The 22,313-nt window shown below is 28.8% G+C and carries 19 protein-coding genes; 7 read left to right on the top strand and 12 right to left on the bottom strand.

All coding sequences use genetic code 11. The annotated features are described in order from the left end of the window. Position 1: 1 nt before the first annotated feature. From cheB to GCL60_RS05535, 4 genes are read left to right on the top strand one after another with little or no spacing between them, the layout of a single operon-like run. Positions 2 to 1,090 carry a chemotaxis-specific protein-glutamate methyltransferase CheB gene (gene cheB, locus GCL60_RS05550; RefSeq protein WP_153419057.1) on the top strand — a complete coding sequence of 363 codons (1,089 nt, stop codon included), beginning with the start codon at positions 2 to 4 and terminating at the stop codon, positions 1,088 to 1,090. A 10-nt stretch (positions 1,091 to 1,100) separates the two neighbouring features. Further along, positions 1,101 to 1,910 (top strand): hypothetical protein, encoded by an 810-nt coding sequence (locus tag GCL60_RS05545; RefSeq protein ID WP_153419055.1) that lies wholly within the window; start codon positions 1,101 to 1,103, stop codon positions 1,908 to 1,910. Positions 1,911 to 1,952: 42 nt separating this feature from the next. After that, complete coding sequence (locus GCL60_RS05540) at positions 1,953 to 2,801, top strand: CheR family methyltransferase (RefSeq protein WP_237639054.1); 849 nt, start codon at positions 1,953 to 1,955, stop codon at positions 2,799 to 2,801. Positions 2,802 to 2,828: 27 nt separating this feature from the next. Continuing rightward, complete coding sequence (locus GCL60_RS05535) at positions 2,829 to 3,854, top strand: ATP-binding response regulator (RefSeq protein ID WP_153419051.1); 1,026 nt, start codon at positions 2,829 to 2,831, stop codon at positions 3,852 to 3,854. A gap of 5 nt (positions 3,855 to 3,859) precedes the next feature. Here the strand turns inward: GCL60_RS05535 and GCL60_RS05530 are convergent, their stop codons facing one another. The 9 genes from GCL60_RS05530 to GCL60_RS05490 all read right to left on the bottom strand — a co-directional run bounded on the left by GCL60_RS05530 (position 3,860) and on the right by GCL60_RS05490 (position 14,567). Then, positions 3,860 to 6,523, bottom strand: coding sequence for a 1-acyl-sn-glycerol-3-phosphate acyltransferase (locus tag GCL60_RS05530; RefSeq protein ID WP_153419049.1), 2,664 nt, complete (start codon positions 6,521 to 6,523; stop codon positions 3,860 to 3,862). A 25-nt stretch (positions 6,524 to 6,548) separates the two neighbouring features. Further along, the gene (gene panC, locus GCL60_RS05525; RefSeq protein WP_202613998.1) at positions 6,549 to 7,469 is read right to left on the bottom strand and encodes a pantoate--beta-alanine ligase; all 921 of its coding nucleotides are present in this window, start codon (positions 7,467 to 7,469) and stop codon (positions 6,549 to 6,551) included. A gap of 5 nt (positions 7,470 to 7,474) precedes the next feature. Beyond that, on the bottom strand, positions 7,475 to 8,182 hold the full coding sequence (locus tag GCL60_RS05520) for an ABC transporter ATP-binding protein (protein ID WP_153419047.1): 708 nt from the start codon (positions 8,180 to 8,182) through the stop codon (positions 7,475 to 7,477). Further along, positions 8,169 to 8,984 (bottom strand): ABC transporter ATP-binding protein, encoded by an 816-nt coding sequence (locus GCL60_RS05515; protein ID WP_153419045.1) that lies wholly within the window; start codon positions 8,982 to 8,984, stop codon positions 8,169 to 8,171. The genes GCL60_RS05520 and GCL60_RS05515 overlap by 14 nt, the downstream gene beginning before the upstream one ends. Continuing rightward, entirely contained in the window at positions 8,977 to 9,936 is a 960-nt protein-coding gene (locus GCL60_RS05510; RefSeq protein ID WP_153419042.1) for a branched-chain amino acid ABC transporter permease, read from the bottom strand. Before GCL60_RS05510 ends, GCL60_RS05515 begins: the two co-directional genes overlap by 8 nt. 3 nt (positions 9,937 to 9,939) lie before the next feature. Next, positions 9,940 to 10,815: a branched-chain amino acid ABC transporter permease gene (locus GCL60_RS05505; RefSeq protein WP_153419040.1), complete on the bottom strand. Its 876-nt coding sequence runs from the start codon at positions 10,813 to 10,815 to the stop codon at positions 9,940 to 9,942. A 39-nt stretch (positions 10,816 to 10,854) separates the two neighbouring features. Beyond that, positions 10,855 to 11,994: an ABC transporter substrate-binding protein gene (locus GCL60_RS05500; protein WP_161998093.1), complete on the bottom strand. Its 1,140-nt coding sequence runs from the start codon at positions 11,992 to 11,994 to the stop codon at positions 10,855 to 10,857. A 45-nt stretch (positions 11,995 to 12,039) separates the two neighbouring features. Next, positions 12,040 to 13,182 carry an ABC transporter substrate-binding protein gene (locus GCL60_RS05495; protein ID WP_153419036.1) on the bottom strand — a complete coding sequence of 381 codons (1,143 nt, stop codon included), beginning with the start codon at positions 13,180 to 13,182 and terminating at the stop codon, positions 12,040 to 12,042. 254 nt (positions 13,183 to 13,436) lie between these two features. Next, complete coding sequence (locus tag GCL60_RS05490; RefSeq protein ID WP_153419034.1) at positions 13,437 to 14,567, bottom strand: ABC transporter substrate-binding protein; 1,131 nt, start codon at positions 14,565 to 14,567, stop codon at positions 13,437 to 13,439. 201 nt (positions 14,568 to 14,768) lie between these two features. Here GCL60_RS05490 and nadE point away from each other — a divergent pair, with 201 nt between their 5' ends. The 3 genes from nadE to GCL60_RS05475 all read left to right on the top strand — a co-directional run bounded on the left by nadE (position 14,769) and on the right by GCL60_RS05475 (position 20,769). Next, positions 14,769 to 16,655: an NAD(+) synthase gene (gene nadE, locus GCL60_RS05485; protein WP_153419032.1), complete on the top strand. Its 1,887-nt coding sequence runs from the start codon at positions 14,769 to 14,771 to the stop codon at positions 16,653 to 16,655. Positions 16,656 to 16,980: 325 nt separating this feature from the next. After that, the gene (locus GCL60_RS17345) at positions 16,981 to 17,553 is read left to right on the top strand and encodes a hypothetical protein (protein WP_153419030.1); all 573 of its coding nucleotides are present in this window, start codon (positions 16,981 to 16,983) and stop codon (positions 17,551 to 17,553) included. A 261-nt stretch (positions 17,554 to 17,814) separates the two neighbouring features. Next, the gene (locus tag GCL60_RS05475) at positions 17,815 to 20,769 is read left to right on the top strand and encodes a hypothetical protein (RefSeq protein WP_153419029.1); all 2,955 of its coding nucleotides are present in this window, start codon (positions 17,815 to 17,817) and stop codon (positions 20,767 to 20,769) included. 28 nt (positions 20,770 to 20,797) lie between these two features. On the opposite strand, the gene GCL60_RS05470 is transcribed toward GCL60_RS05475, so the two are convergent. The 3 genes from GCL60_RS05470 to GCL60_RS05460 all read right to left on the bottom strand — a co-directional run bounded on the left by GCL60_RS05470 (position 20,798) and on the right by GCL60_RS05460 (position 22,307). After that, complete coding sequence (locus GCL60_RS05470; protein ID WP_153419026.1) at positions 20,798 to 21,100, bottom strand: Trp family transcriptional regulator; 303 nt, start codon at positions 21,098 to 21,100, stop codon at positions 20,798 to 20,800. Positions 21,101 to 21,112: 12 nt separating this feature from the next. Next, positions 21,113 to 21,706, bottom strand: a complete 594-nt coding sequence (locus GCL60_RS05465; protein ID WP_272914813.1) for a motility associated factor glycosyltransferase family protein — start codon at positions 21,704 to 21,706, stop codon at positions 21,113 to 21,115. 106 nt (positions 21,707 to 21,812) lie between these two features. Further along, a complete protein-coding gene (locus GCL60_RS05460) occupies positions 21,813 to 22,307 on the bottom strand; it encodes a hypothetical protein (protein WP_153419023.1) in 495 nt (164 codons plus the stop codon). Positions 22,308 to 22,313: the final 6 nt, after the last annotated feature.

Genomic DNA, 22,313 nt, shown 5'->3' with positions numbered 1-22,313 from the left:
GATGCGTGTTTTAATAGTTGATGATTCCGTTGTTTTTCGTTCCCAAATTAAAGCAGCCCTAGAAGAAAATAACGAGATTGTTGTGGTAAATACAGCCGCAAATGGAAAAATTGCTTTAGAACGCCTTGAACAAAATGTTGTTGATGTTGTTATTTTGGATCTTGAAATGCCTGTAATGGACGGCATTCAAATGTTAGAAGAAATGCGTAAAAAAGGATTTCATCAAAAAGTAATTATTTTTGCTGCCCCTACAGGTGAAGGGGTTGATCTTGCATTAAAAGGATTACGAGGAGGAGCTGCGGATTTTATTTCAAAACCAAGCTCATCGAGTGAATCTCTTGAACAGGCTCTTGAAGGAATAAAAAAAGAACTTATTCCTAAAATATTACAATTTAAAAACCAATTTAAAGGTAACACAGATAAAATTTCTCAACCTATTACTGAAAATCAAATAAAAAAATTTGATAATTTAAGAGACCATGTTTCAAAAAATGAAATTTTAAGTTTTAAAAAACCAAGAGTAATAGGGATTGGCTCTTCAACAGGAGGCCCTACAGCATTAGAAAAAATATTAATCAATATAAAAAGTCTTCCTTTAAATATTCCCATATTTATTGCTCAACATATGCCTCCTAAGTTTACAGAAGCGTTGGCAAGAAGATTGGAAACTATTTGCGGACATCCCGTGCATGAAGCAACTCATGGAGCTGTAGTTCTTTCTGGGCATATTTATGTAGCTCCAGGTGATTTTCATATGACAGTAGAAAAATTACCTGATGCAAATCATTGTATAATTCAATTAGATCAAGGGCCAAAAAGAAATTCAGTTCGTCCTGCAGTAGATAATTTATTTGAGTCTTTAGCAAAGGTTTATGGAAACCAATGTGTTGCTTTTATTTTAACGGGCATGGGCGAAGATGGAATGGTGGGAGCGAAAGCAATTAAAGATGCGTCAGGTTCCATTATTATTCAAGATGCGCAAACTTCAACAGTTTGGGGAATGCCAGGCGCTGTTTATGCTTCTGGTAATTATGACGCCATGGTTAGTATTGATGGATGTTCTGATTATTTAGTCCAAATGGTAAAGTGAGGGTTATCAAATGAGTGTTCTGTTTAGTGAATATTTAATTGAAAAAAAAATGCTAAGTATGGAACAAGTTCTTGAAATATTTATTGAACAGTTAGAAATTATCCCTTCTACAGCTGAGCTTATTTATGAATTTAATCTTTTACCTAAAAATGATCTATTAAAAATTTTAATGAAACAACAGTTTGAGGGTTTGGATTTTCATACAAGCGCAAAATCGCTTGGTTTATGGAATTCTGAAGTGTCTGACTCTGTAGTAAAAAAACTAAAAGAAGTATATAAACCCTTTACTGAAATTTTAATTCAAAAAGAATATTTAACTTTAGAAAATTTATCTAGTGCTATTATTTCATTCACTGAGCAAAACATTCAAGAATCACATACTCCAAAACCTGTAATTGAGAACGTTCATAAAATTAATAAAGAAATGTTATTTGAATATTTAGATTGTTTTGAAAATATTATTTCTGTAAAAATAAGATCTTTTATTGCTAAAATTAAAAATTCAGAAATCACTCAAGATAATTTTATGAATGAAATTAAAAATATTAAATCTGAATTTATTGCTTTACAAGCTGCAGCAAATTTTGTGAATGCAAAATATAGTGAAAAAATATCAATATTGGTTTCAAATTACATAGAAAATATTATATCGTTAAAAAATGAATTTAATATTAACAAAACAAAGGAAATTATTGAAAGAGCTTTTAATTCATTAGAGGGTTATTTTCAGTCATTAAAGTTAAATGAAACTGAAGAATTAAAAGGATTAAATTCTCAAATTGTTTATGAAGAATTAAAAGATTTTGTTGAAAAGTGTTAAAGAAATGAAATAATCTTATTTTAAGGAGATATTTAATTGGAAATGGAAAATTATAAAGACAATTTAATTAAATATTTTTCATCCTTAATAGAATTAGAAACTGGAATTCAATATGATGAAACAAACAAATATTTATTATTAACTCGTATTCAAAGTTTGTTAAAATTAATTAATATAAATAGTATTGATTCTTTATGGAATGAAATTCAAACAAAAGGATTAAATTCAGAAACTAAATCTTTAATTTTAGATTTAGCAACAAATAACGAAACCTCTTTTTTTCGTGATCCTAAAGTATTTGAATTTTTTAAAACTGAATTTGTTCCGAAAATCATGGCAAATAAAAATAGAATACGAATTTGGTGTGCAGCTACAAGTACGGGACAAGAACCTTATTCAATTGCGATTATTATGGCTGAATTAAAAGAACAAGGAATAAATAAAAATTACGAAATTTTAGCTACAGATATTAGTGATCGGGTATTAAAACAAGCAGAAAAAGGACTTTATACACAACTTGAAGTCCAAAGAGGACTTTCTCCTGAGCATTTAAGAAAATATTTTAATGAAGAATTATCTGACACTTCTTTGGTGCCAAGTTATAAAGTAAAATCAGAAATATCATCATTTATAACTTATAAACAATTAAATTTGTTACATCCTTGGCCAAATTTTGAGCCTTTTGATATTATATTTTGCAGAAATGTATTAATATATCAAAGTTTAGAAAATAAAAAAAATGTAATATCGAAATTTGCAAAATTATTAAACCCAGAAGGATATTTAATACTTGGTGGAGCTGAGAGTTTATTACAGCTTTCGAACGATTATGATTTAATAAACTTTAATAATATTACTGTTCATAAACTCAAAACTGAAATTAAGAATTAAGTTAGATTATTTCACTAGGACAAGATTATGAATAATGTTTCTTTTGAAAAAGAACTAAGAAATACATTTATAACAGAATCAAAAGAAATGCTTGATGAAACAGAAACTATTTTTATTAATTTAGAAAAAAATCCGAATGACTTTTCTCACTTTGATAAGCTTTTAAGAATTATTCATACAATAAAAGGTTCTGCTGCCGTTGTTGGTATTGAAAAATTAGTGCATTTTACTCATGTATACGAGACTTTATTAATATCCGTAAAAAATAATAAAACAATTTTATCTCAGGAAATTATTGATATATTAATTGCTGGTAACGACTCTTTAAAAAAATCTATGGATATAATAGAAATTGAGCCAAAATCAGAGCTTGCACATTTTAATCAGATTAAAGATAGTATTGAAAAAATTTTAAATATAGAAAAAAAAGATAATAGTGTTAAAAATACTGAAAAAATAACAACTTCTCAACCTATTGAAAATGTAAAATCAATAGGAAATGTTTTAATTCTTGATGATGAAAAAGAAATTTTGGAATATATGAAAATTATAATTGAGCAACAAAATTATCATGTTTATGCAATAGATAACGCTCAAGAAGCGCTTGATGTTTTAAATACAAAAAAAATTGATGTTATCTTTACAGATTTAAAAATGCCAAAAATGGATGGATTTCAATTTACAGAAAAAATTAGAAAAATTAATAAATATATTCCAATTATTCTTGTTTCGGGAAATTTAGATTTAGAAAGTTCTAAAAAATTTTTAAAACTGGGAGTAAATGATTTTATAGATAAACCTTTTAATACAAACAATCTTTTATTTGTATTAGAAAGAGCTATGAAAACTAAATATATTTGGAATGAATTGTTAAAAATATCAAAAGCATGTTTTAAAACCTACGTTTATTTTCAAAAAATGGATTCTTTTATAAACAATGAAAATGTAGCTTCTGATATTTTAAAAGACAGAGAGATTTTAAAAAATTGTCTAGATGAAATAAAAGAAACTACAATAAACATTCTCGATTTTGAGAAAAGTAAAGCAAGTTAAACGAATTAAGAGACAAAATCAGTCCATTGGGTTACGTTTAGAAATAATGAAAAACCAGCTACATTGGATATATTAAGAGAAAGTTTTTGATTTTCTCTTGGTGTAAAAATTCCAGCCTTGTATAAAGAGTCAAATGCTCTTTGAGAAAAAACCTTTGAAAAAATCGGTGGTTGAAAAGCGATTGTTCTTAAAAAGGCAGCTGAGTGTGTTGTTATTGTCTTTTGAATGAGTTCATCTCTTGAGAAAACGCCTTTTGATTTAACTAACTCAAGAGCAGTTGCCATTAATATCCCGTAGAGCTCCACTTCTGGTCTAATGAATCTTGATAAAAATTCTAGTGTTTCCAGCTTTTTAGCATTATTTGAAATTTCAATTCTTATTTTATCTTCAGACTCTGAATGAATTTGTTTTATCAAACCTAGATTTTCAAAAATATTTAAACATGAGCTAGAAATTAAATTACTTGATGTTTTACTGTCCCAAAATAATTCGTCTTGCCATATTCTTCGAATTGAGGAAATTGTAAATTCAATTTTTTGAGGAGTTCTTTCCTCTTCTTTAGAATTTAATAAAACCTGAGCAATAATACCAAAGGGTGCTAAAATATGGAAAATGGTGCCTCTATACCACCATAAATTCATTTCTTTTTCTTCATTGCGAATATATTCAGTTTTATTTTCTTGGTTTGTTTCTTTGTTCATAAGTTTCCAACGCAAACCCATTGCAAAGGTTTGTTCTGAAAGATTATGAATAGAAGGAAGATTTGTATTAGATAAATTAAAATTATTTCCCTTTTCACTCACTGAATTTTCAAACTGGCTTAAATAAGAAGTTAAGTATTCAAAAATATGCTCTGCTTCTAAACTTGTGGAAAGTTTCCAATTTATTTTTTTATTAAATATATTAATTAAATAGTTTAATAAGATGGTTTGGTATTGTAATTCTTCAAAATTAATTTTATTTGATTGTTGAGATAAAAGGCATGATGCCAATATTGAGGTACCGGAAGCCGTTGCTGCGCAGTTAATTCTTTGATTCACTCTTTTAGAAATGTATTTTACAAGACTTTGAATTTGAGGATCACGGGTGTCAAAATTATCTGGTAAATCTTTTAAATGATAGGGAAGTAATTCATTTATTGAAAGATCAGCAGGAATTTCTTTTCTTACTTTTTCATTATACTCTTGCCAAATATCTCCAATTTTAATGGGATCTCCAAATGAAACATCTACACTTCCATAATTTGTAAATACTTTTCGAATGCCGTTCAAAAACTGAAATGCGTTTTCTTTTTGTTTTTTAGCTCCTTTGAGTTCTTTTGCATATGAGTCGTCTTCCATTACTTTATCGTATCCAAAGTAAACAGGAACAATATAAGTGTTTTCAGATTTTCTTTTAATTATACTTTGTACACAAATATTAAGCATTCCCATTTTAGGAGTAAGTAATTTTCCAATTCGGCTTCTTCCTCCTTCTTGAAAAAATTCTACTGGAAAACTATTTTGTAAAAGAAAATTAACATATTCAGAAAAAGTGTGAGCATATATTTTATTTCCAGAAAAACTTCTTCTTATAAAAAAAGCGCCACCTCTTCTTAAAATAGAACCTATAGGCCAAAAGTTAAGATTTATTCCCGCTGCAATATGAGGAACAACAAAACCTTTTTTAAATAAAACATAAGAAAGTAACAAATAATCAAAGTGACTACGATGACTTGGCATCCAAATAATTTGTCCATCTTTTGCAACGCGTTCAATATGTTCAAAGTTTCGAACTCTTACCCCTTCGAATATTTTTGTCCAAATAAAATCAAAAAACTTTTCAAGAGCTCTCACGGTAACATAATTATAATTAGCACCAATTTCACGAATATATTTTACTATTTGTTCTTCCGTTTTAAGTGGATTTTCAGATGAAGAAATAAATTTCTTTGTTGTTGAAGTTGAAAGAATCCATTGACATATTTTTTCATTATCATACAGAGTAGGACCAAAAGCAGCTGTTCTTTCTTTGGCAAATTCAATATTAAATTGCCTTCTCATTCGCCTTGCATATTCATAATCTTGATCTTGATTTTCAGATGTTAGTTCAGATTTTTCTGTTAAACCAAATTCAATATTAGGAGAATTAAATGTTTTGCCAAAAGAGATGTTAACTTCGCCTCTATGTAGAATTAACATAAATAACTTTTGCAAAGCATTCCCTGTGCCATCATCTGGAAACAAAGATTTTAAAAGAAATCCTTTTTCGTTACGTTCGGGAGCTCTACTCCAAAATATACTTACTGGAATAAAAACAAGTTTTTCATTTTTTGCTCGAGGATCATTTTTAATTAATTTAACAAAATCACTTAAAAATCGATCTTTGTATGAATTTGAAAAAAGTAACGACCCTGACTTAATGGCAAGCAAGGCAGCATGTCTGAAACGTTTTGGTTTTGCTTCTGTTGAAATCTTTTTTTGTTCAAATGTTTTTAAAGTTTTATTTAATACAATGGTATCCATTACAGACATTCTTGGTAAAACATAAACAATTGCTTTTCCATTATGCTGATTAAAAAAAGTTTCTTTTGAAACAGATTTAGGATAAACCCTTATTCTCATAAAAAAAGATAAAGGTGAATACAGCCAAGCCCAGTTTGTAAAATGGATACCCATTATTTTATACATATTTGATTTTCTCCGCAAATCTAAACTAAAACGCCTTAGCAATAAGATCCTCAAGAGCTTTAGTATTTGCAGAATCGTTTCCAAGTAAGATATTGTCAATAAGACGTGTACTTGTACCTTCAAATTCTATGATTTGGGCTATGGCAACAACCGCTTCGGCTTCAGAAGAAAGGTTTCCTTCATATTTTTGGGTAAGGTCATTTACCTTTCTAAATTCAAGATATTGAGGTGTTAAGTTTTCTTTTTTTAATTCATTCAGAGAAATTTTTAATAATTGATTTATGGATTTTTCTCCATTTAGAAATTCTTTTGCAATTAATGCAAGTGCTTTAGGGATAATGGAAGCTTTTTTTCTTGCTTCTTCACTAAGGTAACGATTACGGCTGCTCATAGCTAGGCCGTCTTTTTCCCGATAAGTGGGAACCATGATTACTTTTGTCGGATGGAAAAGATCATTTGCCATTTTTTTAATAACTTGAACTTGTTGAAAATCTTTTTGTCCAAGATAAATGTAATTTGCTTGAACAAGATTCATTAATAATAAAACAACTGTTGTGACACCATTAAAGTGACCAGGCCTATGAGCACCGCATAAAACTTCTGTTATACTTGAAACACTTACTTGAGTTAAAAAACCTTGTGGATACATTTCTTCAATGCTGGGCGCAAAAATAACTTTAGCTCCATGTTGTGTTGCAATATCAATATCATTTTGAAAAGTTCGAGGATATTTAGCAAAATCTTCATTTGGACCAAACTGTTTCGGATTTACAAAAATAGAAACAACAGTACAGTCATTTTCTGACGATGATTTTTGAATTAGACTGACGTGCCCCTCATGAAGTGCCCCCATTGTAGGAACAAATCCAATTGAATTTTTATTTAATCTTTGTTCAGATAAATAGGAGAAAAGTTCATTACGTCGGGTGATGATAGCATGGGGCACAGAGTTTATCCTCCAAGATATGCCCGTTGAACGTCTTTATCATGAAGAAGTGATGAGGCTTCACCCTTTTTAATAATTGTCCCAAGTTCTAATACATAGGCTCTATGAGAAATTTTTAAAGCAAGACGAGCATTCTGTTCAGCAAGTAAAATAGTCATTCCTTCACGATTCAATTCAACGATGATTTTAAAAATTTGTTGAACAACTAAAGGAGCGATCCCAAGACTGGGTTCATCCAAAAGTAGTAACTTGGGTTTTGCCATGAGGGCACGTGCAATTGCAAGCATTTGCTGCTCACCACCAGAAAGTAAAACGGCTTTTTGATTCATGCGTTCGCCTAGTCTTGGAAACCAAGCGACCATTCTGTCAATATTACTTTGAATTTCAGCTTTGGAGAAAGAAAAACTATAACATCCCATGATCAAATTTTCTTTTACAGACATATCTGGAAAAACCATTCGTCCTTCTGGTGACTGGCTAATTCCAAGTTTAACTATTTCATGTGTCGCTAGTCCAGTAATGTTATTTTTAGCAAAAAATATTTTACCTGATTTTTGCTTTATAAGACCAGAAATGGTTCTTAAAAAAGTAGTTTTTCCAGCTCCGTTACTTCCCACTAAAGAAACTATTTCACCTTCAAAAACTTCTACATGAATTCCTTTTAAAGCTTGAATAGCACCATAATCGACTGCTAAGTTTTCAACGAGAAGCATTTTCTGTTTCCTTATCTAATTTGACAATAAAGTCGTCTTCAACATCAGAACCTAAATATGCTTCAATTACTTCATGATTTGTCTGAATATCTTTAGGAAGTCCTTCAGCTATGACGCTGCCATAGTTTAATACTGTTATGTGTTCGCATAAATTCATTACAAATTTCATATCATGTTCAATTAATAAAATTGAAATTCCTTGTTGAGAAATTTTTTTAACAAGTTCCTGTAGGGCTAATTTTTCTGTAGGATTCATACCAGCAGCAGGCTCATCAAGGAGTAGTAATTTAGGATCGGTCATAAGGGAACGCGCTATTTCTAGTTTTCGTTGTAGACCATAAGGTAACGAAGTCGCAGGATAGTTCTTAAACTTTTTTAAACCACAAAATTCAAGAAGATCCTCCATTTTTTTAATTAATTCTTTTTCTTTTTTTCTTGTCTTAGAAAAAGAAAATAATGAGGAAAAAAATTCTCCTTCTCTTTTAATGCATGCTCCCGACATTATATTTTCTGCAACAGTCATGTTGGCAAATAAACGAATATTTTGAAAGGTTCTGGAAACTTTATAGTGAGCTATTAAACAGGTAGGTAACCCAACTAACTCTGAATTTTCTACTAAAACGGAACCAGAAAATGGTTTATAAACACCTGTAATAATATTAAAAACAGTTGTTTTTCCTGCTCCATTTGGTCCAATTACCCCAGAAATGCCACCCTTACGGACATTAATATGAAAGTCATTTAGAGCAACCAGTCCACCAAATTTTACTGTTACATTAGATATAGAAAGAATATTACTCATTTGTTTTTCTCATTCTTTTAAAGCTTTCCATTAATGATGCTACACCTTTTGGATTAAGTAACATAATAATGACAACAAGCACAGAAAATACTAATGTTCTATTTGAAAATATTGAATTAAATATAGTTACAAAAGATTGACTTAAAAGCCCCTTTTCAACTAATTTATACAAATAGGGATCAAATATTTGTGGAATAAAACGAAGGAGTTCTGGAATAACAACAATAATAAAAGCACCAAATATACTTCCATATACACTATACATTCCACCTATAACAACAGCTAATACAAGAACAACACTATTGTAAAAACCCGCTTCATCAGGGCTAATAAACTGAAGGGTATGTGAATAAAACACACCAGCTAATCCAGCGAGCGATGTTCCAATAAAAAAAGAAATTAGTTTTGTTTTATAAATGTCTATGCCAATACTTTTTGCTGATATCTCATCGTCTCTAGTCGCACGTATTGCAAATCCAATATTTGTTTTATAAAAACGAATAATAAATATAGCTACAATTATCATTATTATAAATATAAGCGTAGGTGAACCAAGCTTTGGAATATCTTTAAATCCTCTTGTGCCACCAACAAAATCTAAATTTTTAAATATGGTAGCAACAATTTCGCCCACTCCTAGGGTTGCCATTGCTAAATAATCTCCCCTAAGCTTTAAACAGGGAATCGCAACAATAAGTCCCGAGATAGAAGCAGAAACCATTCCTACTATGCAGGCTAATAAAAGTAACAGCGAATGATTTTCTATTCCTAATTTTGGTGCAATAAAAACAGTAAACATAGCAGAAGTGTATCCACCAACAGTATAAAATGCCGCGTGTCCTAAAGATAATAGCCCTGTTCCACCAAGTACAATTTGAAGACTCATTGCTTGAATTGCTAATATACAAAAGACGATAAATGGCAATTGAATATAATTAAAAATATCTGTCATAGTTTATACTTTAACTAGCTGGGCTCTTCCGAGTATGCCTTGTGGCCTAACAAGAAGAACAATGATTAATATTACAAACGCAAATCCATCTTTATAAGTAGATAACTCATAACTAACGAGCATACTCTCGGATATTCCTAAAAAAAGGCCTCCTAAAACAGCTCCTCGTAAATCACCAATTCCACCTAAAACAGCAGCTGCAAAAGCTTTTAATCCTGCATTCACACCCATTAATGGAAAAATTTGATTTGTTGCCATTCCTTGAATTGTACCAGCAATCACGGCGAGCATGGCTCCAATAAAAAAAGTAAGACTTACTGTTCTATCAAATGGAACACCACAAAGTTTTGAAGCATCTGCATGCATTGCGAGTGCTTTAATTCCTTTTCCTGCTTTTGTTTTGTTAAGGAATAACTCCAATGAAATTGCTAATGCTATTGTTAGTAGAAAAATTCCAATATCTCTTATGCGGACAAATAATTCACCAAAAGTAACAATATTACCTGGAATATTTATTGGATAACTTAAAGAGTTTGGAGAGAATAAAACTTGAACAATATTTTGGAGGAATAAACTCATTGCTACTGCAGTAATTAAAGGAGCTAAGCGATTGTGCTTTCGAAGTGGTTTATAAGCTACGCGTTCAATTACAATTGCAATGGCGCCAACTGCTAAAATAGCAAATAGTAACGCAGCCCAAATTGGTGCTCCCATGGTAAGAAAAAGCATTACAAAATAAGCGCCAAGCATAAATAATTCGCCATGCGCAAAGTTAACAAATTGTAATATTCCAAAAACCATCGAATACCCTATTGCAATTAGTGCATATAAACTACCAATTGCAATTCCGTCGATCATAGCTTGAATAAAATCTAACATGAGATGCTACCTTAGTGAGAGAGTTCCATTTTTGTCTGTTTACTTAGCATCAGGTGAAATACTCGTAATAAACTTATATCCATTTGGTACATACTCTAGTATCACCGCTGGTTTAATTGGGTTATGATTCTTATCCATTGTAATAGAACCAGTTATACCATTAAAGTCTTTTACTTTCGATAGAGCTTCCGTAATTTTTTCTGAATTGTCTGATTTTATTTTTTTGATTGACTGATATACAATATTAAAGGAGTCATACCCTAAAGCAGCATGGGCACTGGGGCTAGCATTATATCTTTTAAAGTAACTGTCTACAAAAGATTTTACTTTAGGTTCATGGCTTTCAGTTGCATAGTGTGTAGATGTATAACCGCCAATTTCAGCGCCTTTAGCAATCGCTCTTAATTCAGGTGTAAACCATCCATCACCACCTAACATTTTAGATTTGATTTGCAGATCTTTTGCTTCTCTTAAAATGACTCCGACTTGTTGGTGAAACCCAGGTATAAATACGACATCAGGTTTTATTTTTCTGACATCTCCTAACTGAGCAGTAAATGTTGTATCTTTTTGTGAGTATTTTAATATCTTTAAAATTTTACCACCAGATTTTTCAAAAGTTGATGAAAAATTATCACTAAGTCCTTTACTATAGTCAGAATCAGAGTCTTCTAAAATAATTGCTGTTTTTCCATTTAAATTTTTTGATGCAAAATTTGCCATTACAACGCCTTGGAAGCTATCAATAAAACATGTCCTAAAAATATATTTTTTTCCTAAAGTAACAGCATCGTTGGTTGCTGCTGGTGATATAATTGGTACTTTAGCTTTCTCGGCAATAGATGCTGCTGCAATTGCATTTGAGCTAATAACTTCTGCGATGACAACAGAAACTCTATCTGAAGTAATTAATTTATTGATTCCTTTTGCTGCCTCTAAAGGAGTGCTTTGCGTATCTTCTACAATGAGTTTGATTTTTATGTCAGGATCATTCATTTCTTTAAAAGCAAGATCAATTCCATTTTTTGCTTCTTTACCATAAAACGCTTGACTTCCAGTTAAAGGTAACAAAACTCCTACTTTTATTTCTAAAGCGTATGCGTTAAATGAAATAACTAAACTTGAAAATAAAGAAACAATTATTTTAGAATTACTATATTTTTTCGAAAAAAAACTCATTAAAAAAATCCTCATTTGATTAGAGATGAACCTAGTTTGAAAAAATTAATTATTTGGATTAACACTAGTTATATATTTATAACCTTTTGGCGTAAACTCAAGAATTACTGCTGGCTTTGATGCGTTATGATTTTTATCTATCGTAATTACTCCAGTTGCGGCGTTTAAATTTTTTGTATTAGCAATTGCTTTATTAATTTTTTCAGGTTCATTTGAGTTTGCTTTTTTAATTGCTTCTAAGACTATATTTGCTGAGTCATAGCCTAATGCAGAAAAGGAACTTGGTTCTATATTATATTTTGCTTTATAAGCCTTCACAAAACTTTGTAAAGTAGGATCCTTTGATTCGGCAGAATAATGATTTGATATAAATCCTCCGTTTTCAGCCCCTTTAGCAATTGTTCTTAATTCCTGTGTATCCCAACCGTCTCCACCTAACATTTTGGAATTGATTTGAAGATCCTTTGATTCTCTTAAAATGACACCAACTTGTTGATGAAATCCTGGAATAAATACGACGTCTGGTTTTAATTTACGTATTTCACCCAATTGCGAAGTAAAATTTGTATCTTTTTGTGAGTAACGTAATATTTTTGTTACTTTACCACCATCTAATGTAAATTTATCTGAAAAGTTTTTACTTAAACCAATGCTATAATCTGAGTCAGAATCTTGCAAAATTACAGCAGTCTTTGCATTTAAATTTTTATATGCAAAGTTTGCCATGACTAGTCCTTGAAAACTGTCTGTAAAACATGTGCGATAAATATAATTTTTGCCGATTGTAACGGTATCATTCGTTGAGCCAGGTGACAAAATGGGGATTTTAGATTTTTCAGCAATTGATCCTGCTGCAATTGTGTTTGAACTCACCATATCTCCTATAACAACAACAACTTTATCGGAGGTAATAAGTTTATTTATTCCTCTAGCTGCTTCAGATGGAGAGCTTTGAGAGTCTTCAACAAATAGCTTAATCTTTAAATCTTTGTTATTCTTATTATGTTGCTCAAGAGCCAAATCAATTCCATTTTTTGTTTCTTTGCCATAATAAGCTTGAGACCCTGTAAAAGATAATAATATCCCTATTTTAGCTTCAAGTGCAAAAATATTTTGAATAAATGAAGCGCTTACTAGAAAACTTACGGCTGGAAATACAAATTTTTTTAAACTGGCTGTACAACCCATTTTTGATCCTTAATTGTCTATAAGTTGTTAAAATTACTGCTATAGGATAGCAAAAGTATAATGTAATAGTAGGTATACTTATTCCAAGATTTTGAGAAATATCATGAATTATCAAATAATGCAAATCTAATTAAAAAATTGAATTAAGATTTCATTAAAATCAAATGAATTTCGTTAATTTAGTTATTTTAATAATAAAAAAGCATAAAGAAACAAAATGATCTTTATGCTTTTTGAAAGTAAATTAGAAATATTTATGGATTTACACTTGTAACATACTTATATCCATTTGGAGTAAATTCTAGAACAACAGCTGGTTTTAATGGATTATGATTTTTATCCATAGAAATAACCCCTGTTACTCCTTCAAAATTTTTGATGGCAGCAAGTCCTGCTGTTATTTTTTCAGGATCGTTTGATTTTGAATCAACAATTGCTTTGCGTACCATGTACAAAGAGTCATAAGCAAGAGCTGCAAATGCACTTGGTTCTTCTTTAAATTTTTCTTTATAAGCTTTCACAAAACTCTGAAGTTTTTTATTTTCACCAGACGCAATATAATGATTTGAAATATAACTTCCATTTTCAGCGCCTTTTGCGATTTGTTTTAATTCAGGAGTATCCCAACCATCACCACCTAAAACTTTAGATTTTATTTGAAGGTCTTTAGATTCTCTCAATATAACTCCAACTTGTTGATGAAATCCTGGAATAAAAATAATATCAGGTTTTGATTTTCGGACTTCACTTAATTGAGATGTATATGAAGTGTCTTTTTGTGAATAACGCAATACTTTTGTTACTAGACCCCCATTTTTTGTAAAATGTTCAACAAAACTTTTACTTAAGCCTTTGCTGTAATCAGAGTCGGAGTCCTCAAGAATGATTGCTGTTTTTGCTTTTAAATTTTGTGATGCAAATGTGGCCATTACTGTTCCTTGAAAACTATCAATGAAACAGGCCCTAAAAATATATTTTTTTCCTTGAGTGATAGAATCGTTGGTTGCGCTAGGTGATACAATTGGAATTTTTGATTTCTCAGCAATCGAAGCGGCAGCAATTGTATTCGAACTTGTCATATCTCCAATAACTACTGAAACCTTATCAGAAGAGATCAATTTATTAATCGCTTTTGCGGCTTCGGCAGGGGTACTTAAAGTGTCTTCTGTATACATTTTTATTTTAGGTTCTGAATTTCCCATTTCAGATAGTGCAAGTTCCATTCCTTTTTTTGCATCTTGGCCATAAGATCCTAAGGTTCCAGTCAGGGACAAAACAGATCCTACTTTAACTTCTAAAGAAAAAACTTGAGTAGTAAATAAAAGTCCTGCTGGAAGCAAAAAACATTTCATAAATATATTTTTATTTGTAAGAAAAGAACTCACAGAATATACCTCCTATATTGTAGGAAAGAAAAAATTATCTTTTGAAAACTATAAATATACATGAATCAGATTCATTTTGATTATGACAAAATTTTATAAAAATACAAGAAGAATTTAAGATATACTTGTCCAATTCTATAAATTTATATTAGCCTATAATTGTTGATATGGGCTGTTAGTTTTAAGTTATTTGAGGGACCTATGAAGATTGCAATTGGACAAATTAGAGTGGTTTCAGCTAATTGTATAGAAAATTACGAAAGTATTAAAATTGAGGTAGAGAAAGCAATTCACAATGCTGTTAACTTAATTATTTTTCCAGAAATGGTTTTACCTGGCTACTTAAATGGTGATACATGGGAACAAACTTCTTTTTTAAAAGAATGTGAATATTTTCATTTTGAAATAACTAAACTATCTCATAAAATAAATATTATGTTTGGCTCAGTAGGAATCGATTGGAATAAAAAAAATGAAGATGGAAGAGTTAGAAAATACAATGCAGTTTTTATAGCTTCTAAAGGAAAACTTTTAGAAAATTCCAAAACAGGTCTACCATTTTGGATTAAATCTTTATTACCAAACTATCGAGAGTTTGATGACTCAAGGCATTTTTATGATTTAAGAAAACTATCCCAAGAGATGGATTGCAAACCAATTGATCTTTATGAACCTGCAATATTAAACATTGATCATAAAGAATTTCATATTGGATTATCAATATGTGAAGATGGTTGGAGCCATGATTATACTTTTCATCCAATAGAAGAATTTTCTAAAAGATATAAACATGATTTTTTTGTAAACTTAAGTTCTTCTCCATTTACTCTTGGTAAAAAAGAAAAAAGAGAAAAACTTTTTTCATCTATAAGCTCTAATGTAAAAGTTCCCATATTTTATGTTAATTGTGTTGGGGTTCAGAATGTAGGAAAAACTATCTATGGGTTTGATGGATCATCAACATATTACTCTTCAAATAATGAGATCGTATGTATTGGTGAATTTTTTAAAAGTTCACTAGCTATAGGTCAATTTAATTCAAATAATAAAAAATTTATTTTAGAAAATAAAATCAATAAAAACGAGAATATTTTAGTCAAAGATATGCAAATATCACTTGAATATATTATTGAAAAATGTTTACAAGAATGGAATATTAATAGAGTAGTTATTGGAGCAAGTGGTGGTATTGATTCTGCACTTAGCGCCGTTTTATTTTCACGTGTATTGGGTTCTGAAAATGTTTATTTATTAAATATGCCTTCCAAATTTAATTCAAGTCTTACAAAAAATGCGGCGTTTAAATTAGCTGAAAATTTAAATTGTCCTTTTGCATCTGTTGGGATTACAAATTCTATTGAACATACGAAGACACAATTAAATGAAATTGCTTTTTTAAGATCGACTTCCGTATTAGATATCTCAACACTCGTTTTTGAAAATATTCAAGCGAGAGACCGTGGTGGTCGAATTTTATCCGCATTGTCCGCTTCATTAAAAGGTGTGTTTTCTTGTAACGCTAATAAATCTGAATTAACTGTAGGATATTCTACTTTATACGGAGACCAGGCCGGCTTTTTAAGTCCAATAGCAGATCTTTGGAAAAAAGATGTATATGAATTATCTAAGTTTTATAACAATGAAATTTATAAATCTGAAATCATTCCTATAGAAACAATTCAAGTTGTTCCAAGTGCTGAATTAAATGAAAATCAAAATGTTTTAGAAAACAAAGGCGATCCTATTCAATATACCTATCATGATTATTTGTTTCGTTCTTGGGTAGAACATTGGGATAGAAAAACTCCTGAAGACTGTTTAAAGGCTTATTTGGATGGAACTTTAGATTCTATGATTGGTTGTGAAGAGGGGCTTTCTAAAAATTTATTTCCAACTGTTCAATCTTTTATTATTGATTTAGAACGTTGGTGGTTAAACTATAAGGGAATGGGAGCATTCAAGCGTGTTCAAGCTCCGCCCATTATAGCAATTACTAGAAGAGCATTTGGTTTTGATCATCGCGAACATATTGGAAGATCTCATTTTTCAGAATGTTATATGAGCTTAAAAAAATCTTTGGAGGTTTAAAAAAAAATATGTTGTGATATTTAATTTCAATTTTATAAGACCTATTCTCATTTTTAGATGATATTTTTACATATCAAAACTAATAATATAGATTATTAATCTATATTATAATTTCTTAAAGGAATTTAATTCTATATTTAATTTAAGATTTCTTATGTTTTGTATTGTTCAAAAAACTTTTAAGGTAATGAATTTATTAAAAGATAAAAAAAATAAATTTTATCTTTTTTAATTCATTTAAAATAAGTAGATTCAATGAAGAGGATGTAGTAACAAAAAGCCTTTTGAAGAAGGAGTCTTCAAAACGTTAAGGAGCACAAACTTTATGGATGAAGTTAAGCCAAATAAGGACGAAGAAAAACACATTCGTACCTTATCGCTATATCTAGAGAAATTTCACTTAGCAACAGGTTATCAAAATAAAGAAGTTGCTGAACTTCTTAATATGGATAAAAGTTATTATAATAAAATTAGATTAAAAAAATTCTCTCCCATTTCAAATAGTATATCCATTTTAAAAAAGTTCGCTTCTTTAAATGATAATGATTTGATAAAATTTATTTCTGAAATTGAAGAATTAAATTTTGAAAATAATTCTTTAAATAATCAAGGTTATGATTGGGAAGTTATTCTTAAAAAAGTGTTTATAGATGCAGGTCCTATTTTACGAAAAATATTAATTGAAGACCGATTGCGAAAAGTCATTGAAAAAAATGATTCTTCTATAGATTCTATTATTAAAAGTTTTATTTTACTTTGTTTGATTATTGATATTTCAAAAGATGAAAAATGGTTTAATGTGATATTAGATTTTATTTTAAATGTTCATTATAATTTAGAGGGTGTAAAAGATAGTGAAATAAGCCATTTAATTGATAAATTAAGAAAAATAAATTAACTATTATTTCAATAAATGGTTTTTTATTAATTTAAAAAGAGAAAAATAGATCTAATTATTTCTCTTTTTAAATTAAATTTTTTTTATAAATTATACTTTAAATTTCTTTAAAAATCTACAAAATTCTTATTATTAACTAAAAAATATTATTGGTTTAATTTTTGTAAATTAGTAAATATTAACTAATTGTAATTATTGTTTAATTAATAATCTATTATTTCTTTGTTATCTTCGATTCTAATGATTTTTTTGGAGGTAATTTTGAAATTTCCATCGATTAAAAGCCCTGATATTGATTTAACCATTAAAAATCCAAAAGAAATTATTGGAGATGTTAAGCAATGGAGACTTAACAGAAAGCTAAAAGATGAGTTAAAATCTAAAAAAGCAATATTACCTTTAGTCTATTTTGAGAATGAAGAAATATTTTTATATTTTGATGCCTTTATTAGATTATGTAGCGCATTTGTTGCTACAAATAAGGCTTTAGATAGCCAACCTAATAATGGTGGCATAAAAAAGGCATTGCAAGATAAAAATCAGCAATTATTATATTGCTTTCAAAATCATGTTACCGCTTATAATATTAAAAATAAATTTCATATTTATAAATTTGAAAAACAAGAAAGTAATAAAATTAATTATAATGATATATATACAAAAAATCAATTTGAAAAAAATAAATTAAAAAATATAGAATCATTAGCTAATGACTATGATAATCTTGAATATTTTAAGCAGAGTTTAGCAAATTATTTTGAGTCAAACTTTATAAAATATGCTCAAAGTAATAATTATTATGATAAATTTCGGTATTATAGAATTTTTACGAATAAAGAAATATTTGATACATTTATTGTTACCTTTATAGATTTAGCTCTTGCAGGAATATCTGCTGCTATACCAGGGATTACTCCTGCAGCTGTTACAGGTAGATTTATTTTTGCCTCTTTATCTGGAGGAAGTAAAGTTGCAAGTCCTCTTTTGCAAAGAGCATATTTTACTTTTAGAAGTGAGAAATATGACGGGTTAAATTTTGAAATACCATCAGAATTTATTGAAATATATGATAATAATACTAATAAAATACTGAATGAATTACAGAAAAAATATAATAAAAATAGTGAAAATTTAATTGAGCAAAATAAAATTATATCTCAAAATAGAATTCGTAATGAAAAAGAAATTAAATCAAATAAATCTAAATTTAAAGAAACAAATTTTAATAATATTAATCAAAAGTATAAAAATATAAAAAATGAATATGATTCTTTTAAGAGATATTTTTCTGAATTAAATTCTTTGAATAAAATTTCTGTTTCATTAGAAAAAATGACTAGACAAGCTTCAAAAAATGGATTGGTTAATTATAATTTATCTATTTTATTTCACTATTATAAAGAATTAATAGAAAAAAATGAAAAATTAAGCAAAAAAACAGGATTTGATTATATTGCTATTCAAAAAGATAATAAATTAAGAGATTTGTATAAAAAAGATCTTGATGAAATTAAACATTTGTATTTTAAGACATTAAATTATTCAAGATATTTGAAAGCTCTAAAAACTCCATTAAGTCTTCAAATAGGGTCAGCTCGTTTGGGTTTGTTAAAATCAATAGATTTTTTATTTAAGTCAGATTCAGCTTTATTTCAATTTGTTAAAAATAACATTAAAATTGATGATAAAAGTATTTATCAATATATAGAAGTAATTAAAGATACTTTAAATAAAAAATACAAAAAGAAATTAAGTGATGAAGAAGTAAATTTTTATTCAAGTTTAATATTTAAATTTTTAATTTCAAGTTATTCATCAAAAAAAGATACAGATACGTTTAATAAAAAATTAGAATCTCAATTAAATTCAGATTTCAATATTAAAAAATTTGGTAATGATGCTTCAAAATGGATGAAAAAAATTAATTCAAATTCATTATTTTCGGATAGAAACTATGGATATACTAAAAATCTTTTTACTGGAAATGATTTTGATAATGATTTAATTTTAAATAGTGTAAATAATTCATCTAAAAATGAATTAATGAGTATTAAAGGAACTTCTCAGACTTCTTATGTTACTTTGGGTGGTACTTTAATATATGATGTCGTTCTAGGCCTTTGCTATTTTCAATCCGACGGAATTCCTTCAGCAAAAAAGGAAAATTTTAATGAGTGGCTTAAGGTTCTTTTTGGCATCTCATTTATGGCTCAAAATGCTATGGGTTTTGCTAATGGGATTTCTGTTTGTTCCACAGGAGTTGCTTTAGATCAGCTTTCCAGTCATTTAAATGGAATTTCAACATCTTTAAATAGTTCTTTAATTAATCGCTTATTTCCTCCTGATCCTATCTCTATATTTGTACAAGATATAGGATATTTAGCAGTAACTAACATTATAGGACATGCTGAAAAAAAAATGTGGCAAAGTATAATTAAAAATTATTATGAATACCGTGAATATGATAAAAATTTAAGAGAAAGAGTAGAAAATTTTGAGAGAGATTCTACAAAAGAAAAAAAACTATATAGAAATCATCACAGAATAAGTAAAACAGGATTTCTTTCAAGTTTTTTTATGAACTTTTCAACTCCTGGAAGTGGTATTTTACATCCTGAAATTCTTCAATATGCTAAATATAAATTAATTCCTGATATAAAAATGGATAATCAAATTCTAAAACCAGACAGAAAAATATGGAGACCAGCATACGATTATTCTAAAAAACAAGACAAAGGTGCCACTGAATATATGAGAAATATCTCAAAGTCTTATTCAGATGCTTTATGTTCAACAATGAAGACAACAATTAGCGTAAATTCAGATATTATTAAATTAATTGATTTGATCATTCGAGTAGAAAATCAAACTAATAAAATTACTACTGATGATATTAATTCTTTTAAAACCTTTAATAGTTATTTACATGAACATGGAAAAAATGCGACTGCTGATGATGTTATTCGAAGTTTTACTAAATTAATAATGAAAATTTTAGGTGTTTCCACTCAAATTGAATCGTATAATCGCTATTTAGATGATTTTGTAGAAGCTCTTATTAATGAAGTTGATGATACCTTAAAAATTTATTTAGGATATACAATTGAAGATTTAAATGATGTTTCTAATTATGATGTTTTAAAAAATTTAGCTCAATTTGGTGAAATGGAAGAAATTTCAAAAAGCGTTTTGAATCAAGATCTCAATAGGTTTTAAATAATATTAACCTAAATAAGACCATTTTTTATTTTGCATCATTTCTAGGAAATACTTTTTTTAAGGATTCATCATGCTCTTGAAGCATTCTGCTTCCTCTAGTTACCGTTGCTATACCAACTCCAAGTTTTTCTGATATTTCTCTTTGTGCAATTCCTTTGCAAATCATATCTACAATTAAAATTCGTTGAGATATGGCATCAATTTCTGCGGGGGTTAAAAATACTTTAATAAATTGCTCACATTCAACCATATTTAAGCCTTTTGCATTTACTTCTGCAATAAAATCAAGAATTTCTCTTGCTGATTTTTGAGATTTAGTTTGATTCATATCGGGCTTCCTTTAAAAATAAAATGATATGATTGAGCTTTTGGGCTTTACGGATATCGTATTTCCACATGCTTGATTGCTCAAGCCATGTGACGGCCTTTCCAGCGAAAAATGTCCACTATAAATTGCGTTTGAAATTTCTAATTCGGAGTTGTTACTTTTGGAAAAAATAGAAAAATTCATTTTGTTTGCTTTCTTGATTTCAAATTCGACAGAAGAAATAATAATTCCTCCATGAAAGTAACAAATTCCACCAAAAGGTAATTTTGAAATAAATCTTTCTGCTTCTAAAATATTAGCCATTTCGTGATCTCTTCTTCCTCCTAATCCAAAAAAAACTTCAATAAAAATTGAGCTATTTGAATTATTAGAAAAGATCATATCAAGTAAAACAGAGAAGTCACTAAAGTTTTTATTCTTTTCAAGTAAGATGTCTTTGATATAGAAATCTTGACTTATTCTATTTTTGTTACTTATAGAATATTTGTCAAGATATTTTTTTGAAGTTTTTGTAAGGCTATCTTGATCACCAGCCCAAATTATATTTTTCACATTCTTCTTTATTTTAGTAAAATGTTTAAGAGCCCCATCTGCTACATATATCATTTCATTATTTATATTCTCAAATTTTGTTGATTTAAGATTATGAGAAATAACTTGAATATTTGAGTTCTTATTTTTACCATTTAATAAAATTACAAACTTTTTAATTTTAGGCCTCTGGTTCATGTTCTAAAGAATGTTTTTTAGAATGGTTTGAATGATTTTGATGTGGATTCACGATTTGATGATCGTTTTGATCAACAAGCCAAATATGCCTCATTTTTGCTTCAATTTCTTCTGATTTAAAGATAAGTTCACGTGCTTTTGAATAGCCTAACATTAAACCAAAAACAAAACATATAAAGGCAAATACAAATCCGACAGCAAATATTCCTGCTATAATATTTTGTATAGATGTAGCAGAAATAATTTCTGAAAGTCTTCCTTTTTGCGCTTCTTCTATTATTTTGCTTTTGAACAAGGCTATTACAAGTGCAATCGAGGCAAAAAAAACGATTGGAATTAAAAATGATAAAAGTGGATAAAAGAAACGCACAAGATTTGCGTTTGCTCGTGCTTGTAATATTCGTCTAGCATGTTCGGGAAAATTTCGTTTTAAATAGGATTCAAAACTGGAATCAAATGTTTTTTTTGAAAATACCATAAAAGA

It is taken from the genome of Silvanigrella paludirubra (assembly GCF_009208775.1).
Classification (GTDB): domain Bacteria; phylum Bdellovibrionota_B; class Oligoflexia; order Silvanigrellales; family Silvanigrellaceae; genus Silvanigrella; species Silvanigrella paludirubra.
This window is presented reverse-complemented; position numbering and strand designations above follow the sequence as displayed.

What these genes read in the sequence shown, in the direction of transcription:
- GCL60_RS05540 (WP_237639054.1), top strand. Translation starts at nt 1,953, where the DNA reads ATGGAAAATTATAAAGACAATTTAATTAAATATTTTTCATCCTTAATA.
- nadE (WP_153419032.1), top strand. Translation starts at nt 14,769, where the DNA reads ATGAAGATTGCAATTGGACAAATTAGAGTGGTTTCAGCTAATTGTATA.
- cheB (WP_153419057.1), top strand. Translation starts at nt 2, where the DNA reads ATGCGTGTTTTAATAGTTGATGATTCCGTTGTTTTTCGTTCCCAAATT.
- GCL60_RS05535 (WP_153419051.1), top strand. Translation starts at nt 2,829, where the DNA reads ATGAATAATGTTTCTTTTGAAAAAGAACTAAGAAATACATTTATAACA.
- GCL60_RS05520 (WP_153419047.1), bottom strand. Translation starts at nt 8,182, where the DNA reads ATGCTTCTCGTTGAAAACTTAGCAGTCGATTATGGTGCTATTCAAGCT.
- GCL60_RS05545 (WP_153419055.1), top strand. Translation starts at nt 1,101, where the DNA reads ATGAGTGTTCTGTTTAGTGAATATTTAATTGAAAAAAAAATGCTAAGT.
- GCL60_RS05495 (WP_153419036.1), bottom strand. Translation starts at nt 13,182, where the DNA reads ATGGGTTGTACAGCCAGTTTAAAAAAATTTGTATTTCCAGCCGTAAGT.
- GCL60_RS05530 (WP_153419049.1), bottom strand. Translation starts at nt 6,523, where the DNA reads ATGTATAAAATAATGGGTATCCATTTTACAAACTGGGCTTGGCTGTAT.
- GCL60_RS17345 (WP_153419030.1), top strand. Translation starts at nt 16,981, where the DNA reads ATGGATGAAGTTAAGCCAAATAAGGACGAAGAAAAACACATTCGTACC.
- GCL60_RS05510 (WP_153419042.1), bottom strand. Translation starts at nt 9,936, where the DNA reads ATGACAGATATTTTTAATTATATTCAATTGCCATTTATCGTCTTTTGT.
- GCL60_RS05470 (WP_153419026.1), bottom strand. Translation starts at nt 21,100, where the DNA reads ATGAATCAAACTAAATCTCAAAAATCAGCAAGAGAAATTCTTGATTTT.
- GCL60_RS05465 (WP_272914813.1), bottom strand. Translation starts at nt 21,706, where the DNA reads ATGATATATGTAGCAGATGGGGCTCTTAAACATTTTACTAAAATAAAG.
- GCL60_RS05500 (WP_161998093.1), bottom strand. Translation starts at nt 11,994, where the DNA reads ATGAGTTTTTTTTCGAAAAAATATAGTAATTCTAAAATAATTGTTTCT.
- GCL60_RS05505 (WP_153419040.1), bottom strand. Translation starts at nt 10,815, where the DNA reads ATGTTAGATTTTATTCAAGCTATGATCGACGGAATTGCAATTGGTAGT.
- GCL60_RS05515 (WP_153419045.1), bottom strand. Translation starts at nt 8,984, where the DNA reads ATGAGTAATATTCTTTCTATATCTAATGTAACAGTAAAATTTGGTGGA.
- GCL60_RS05460 (WP_153419023.1), bottom strand. Translation starts at nt 22,307, where the DNA reads ATGGTATTTTCAAAAAAAACATTTGATTCCAGTTTTGAATCCTATTTA.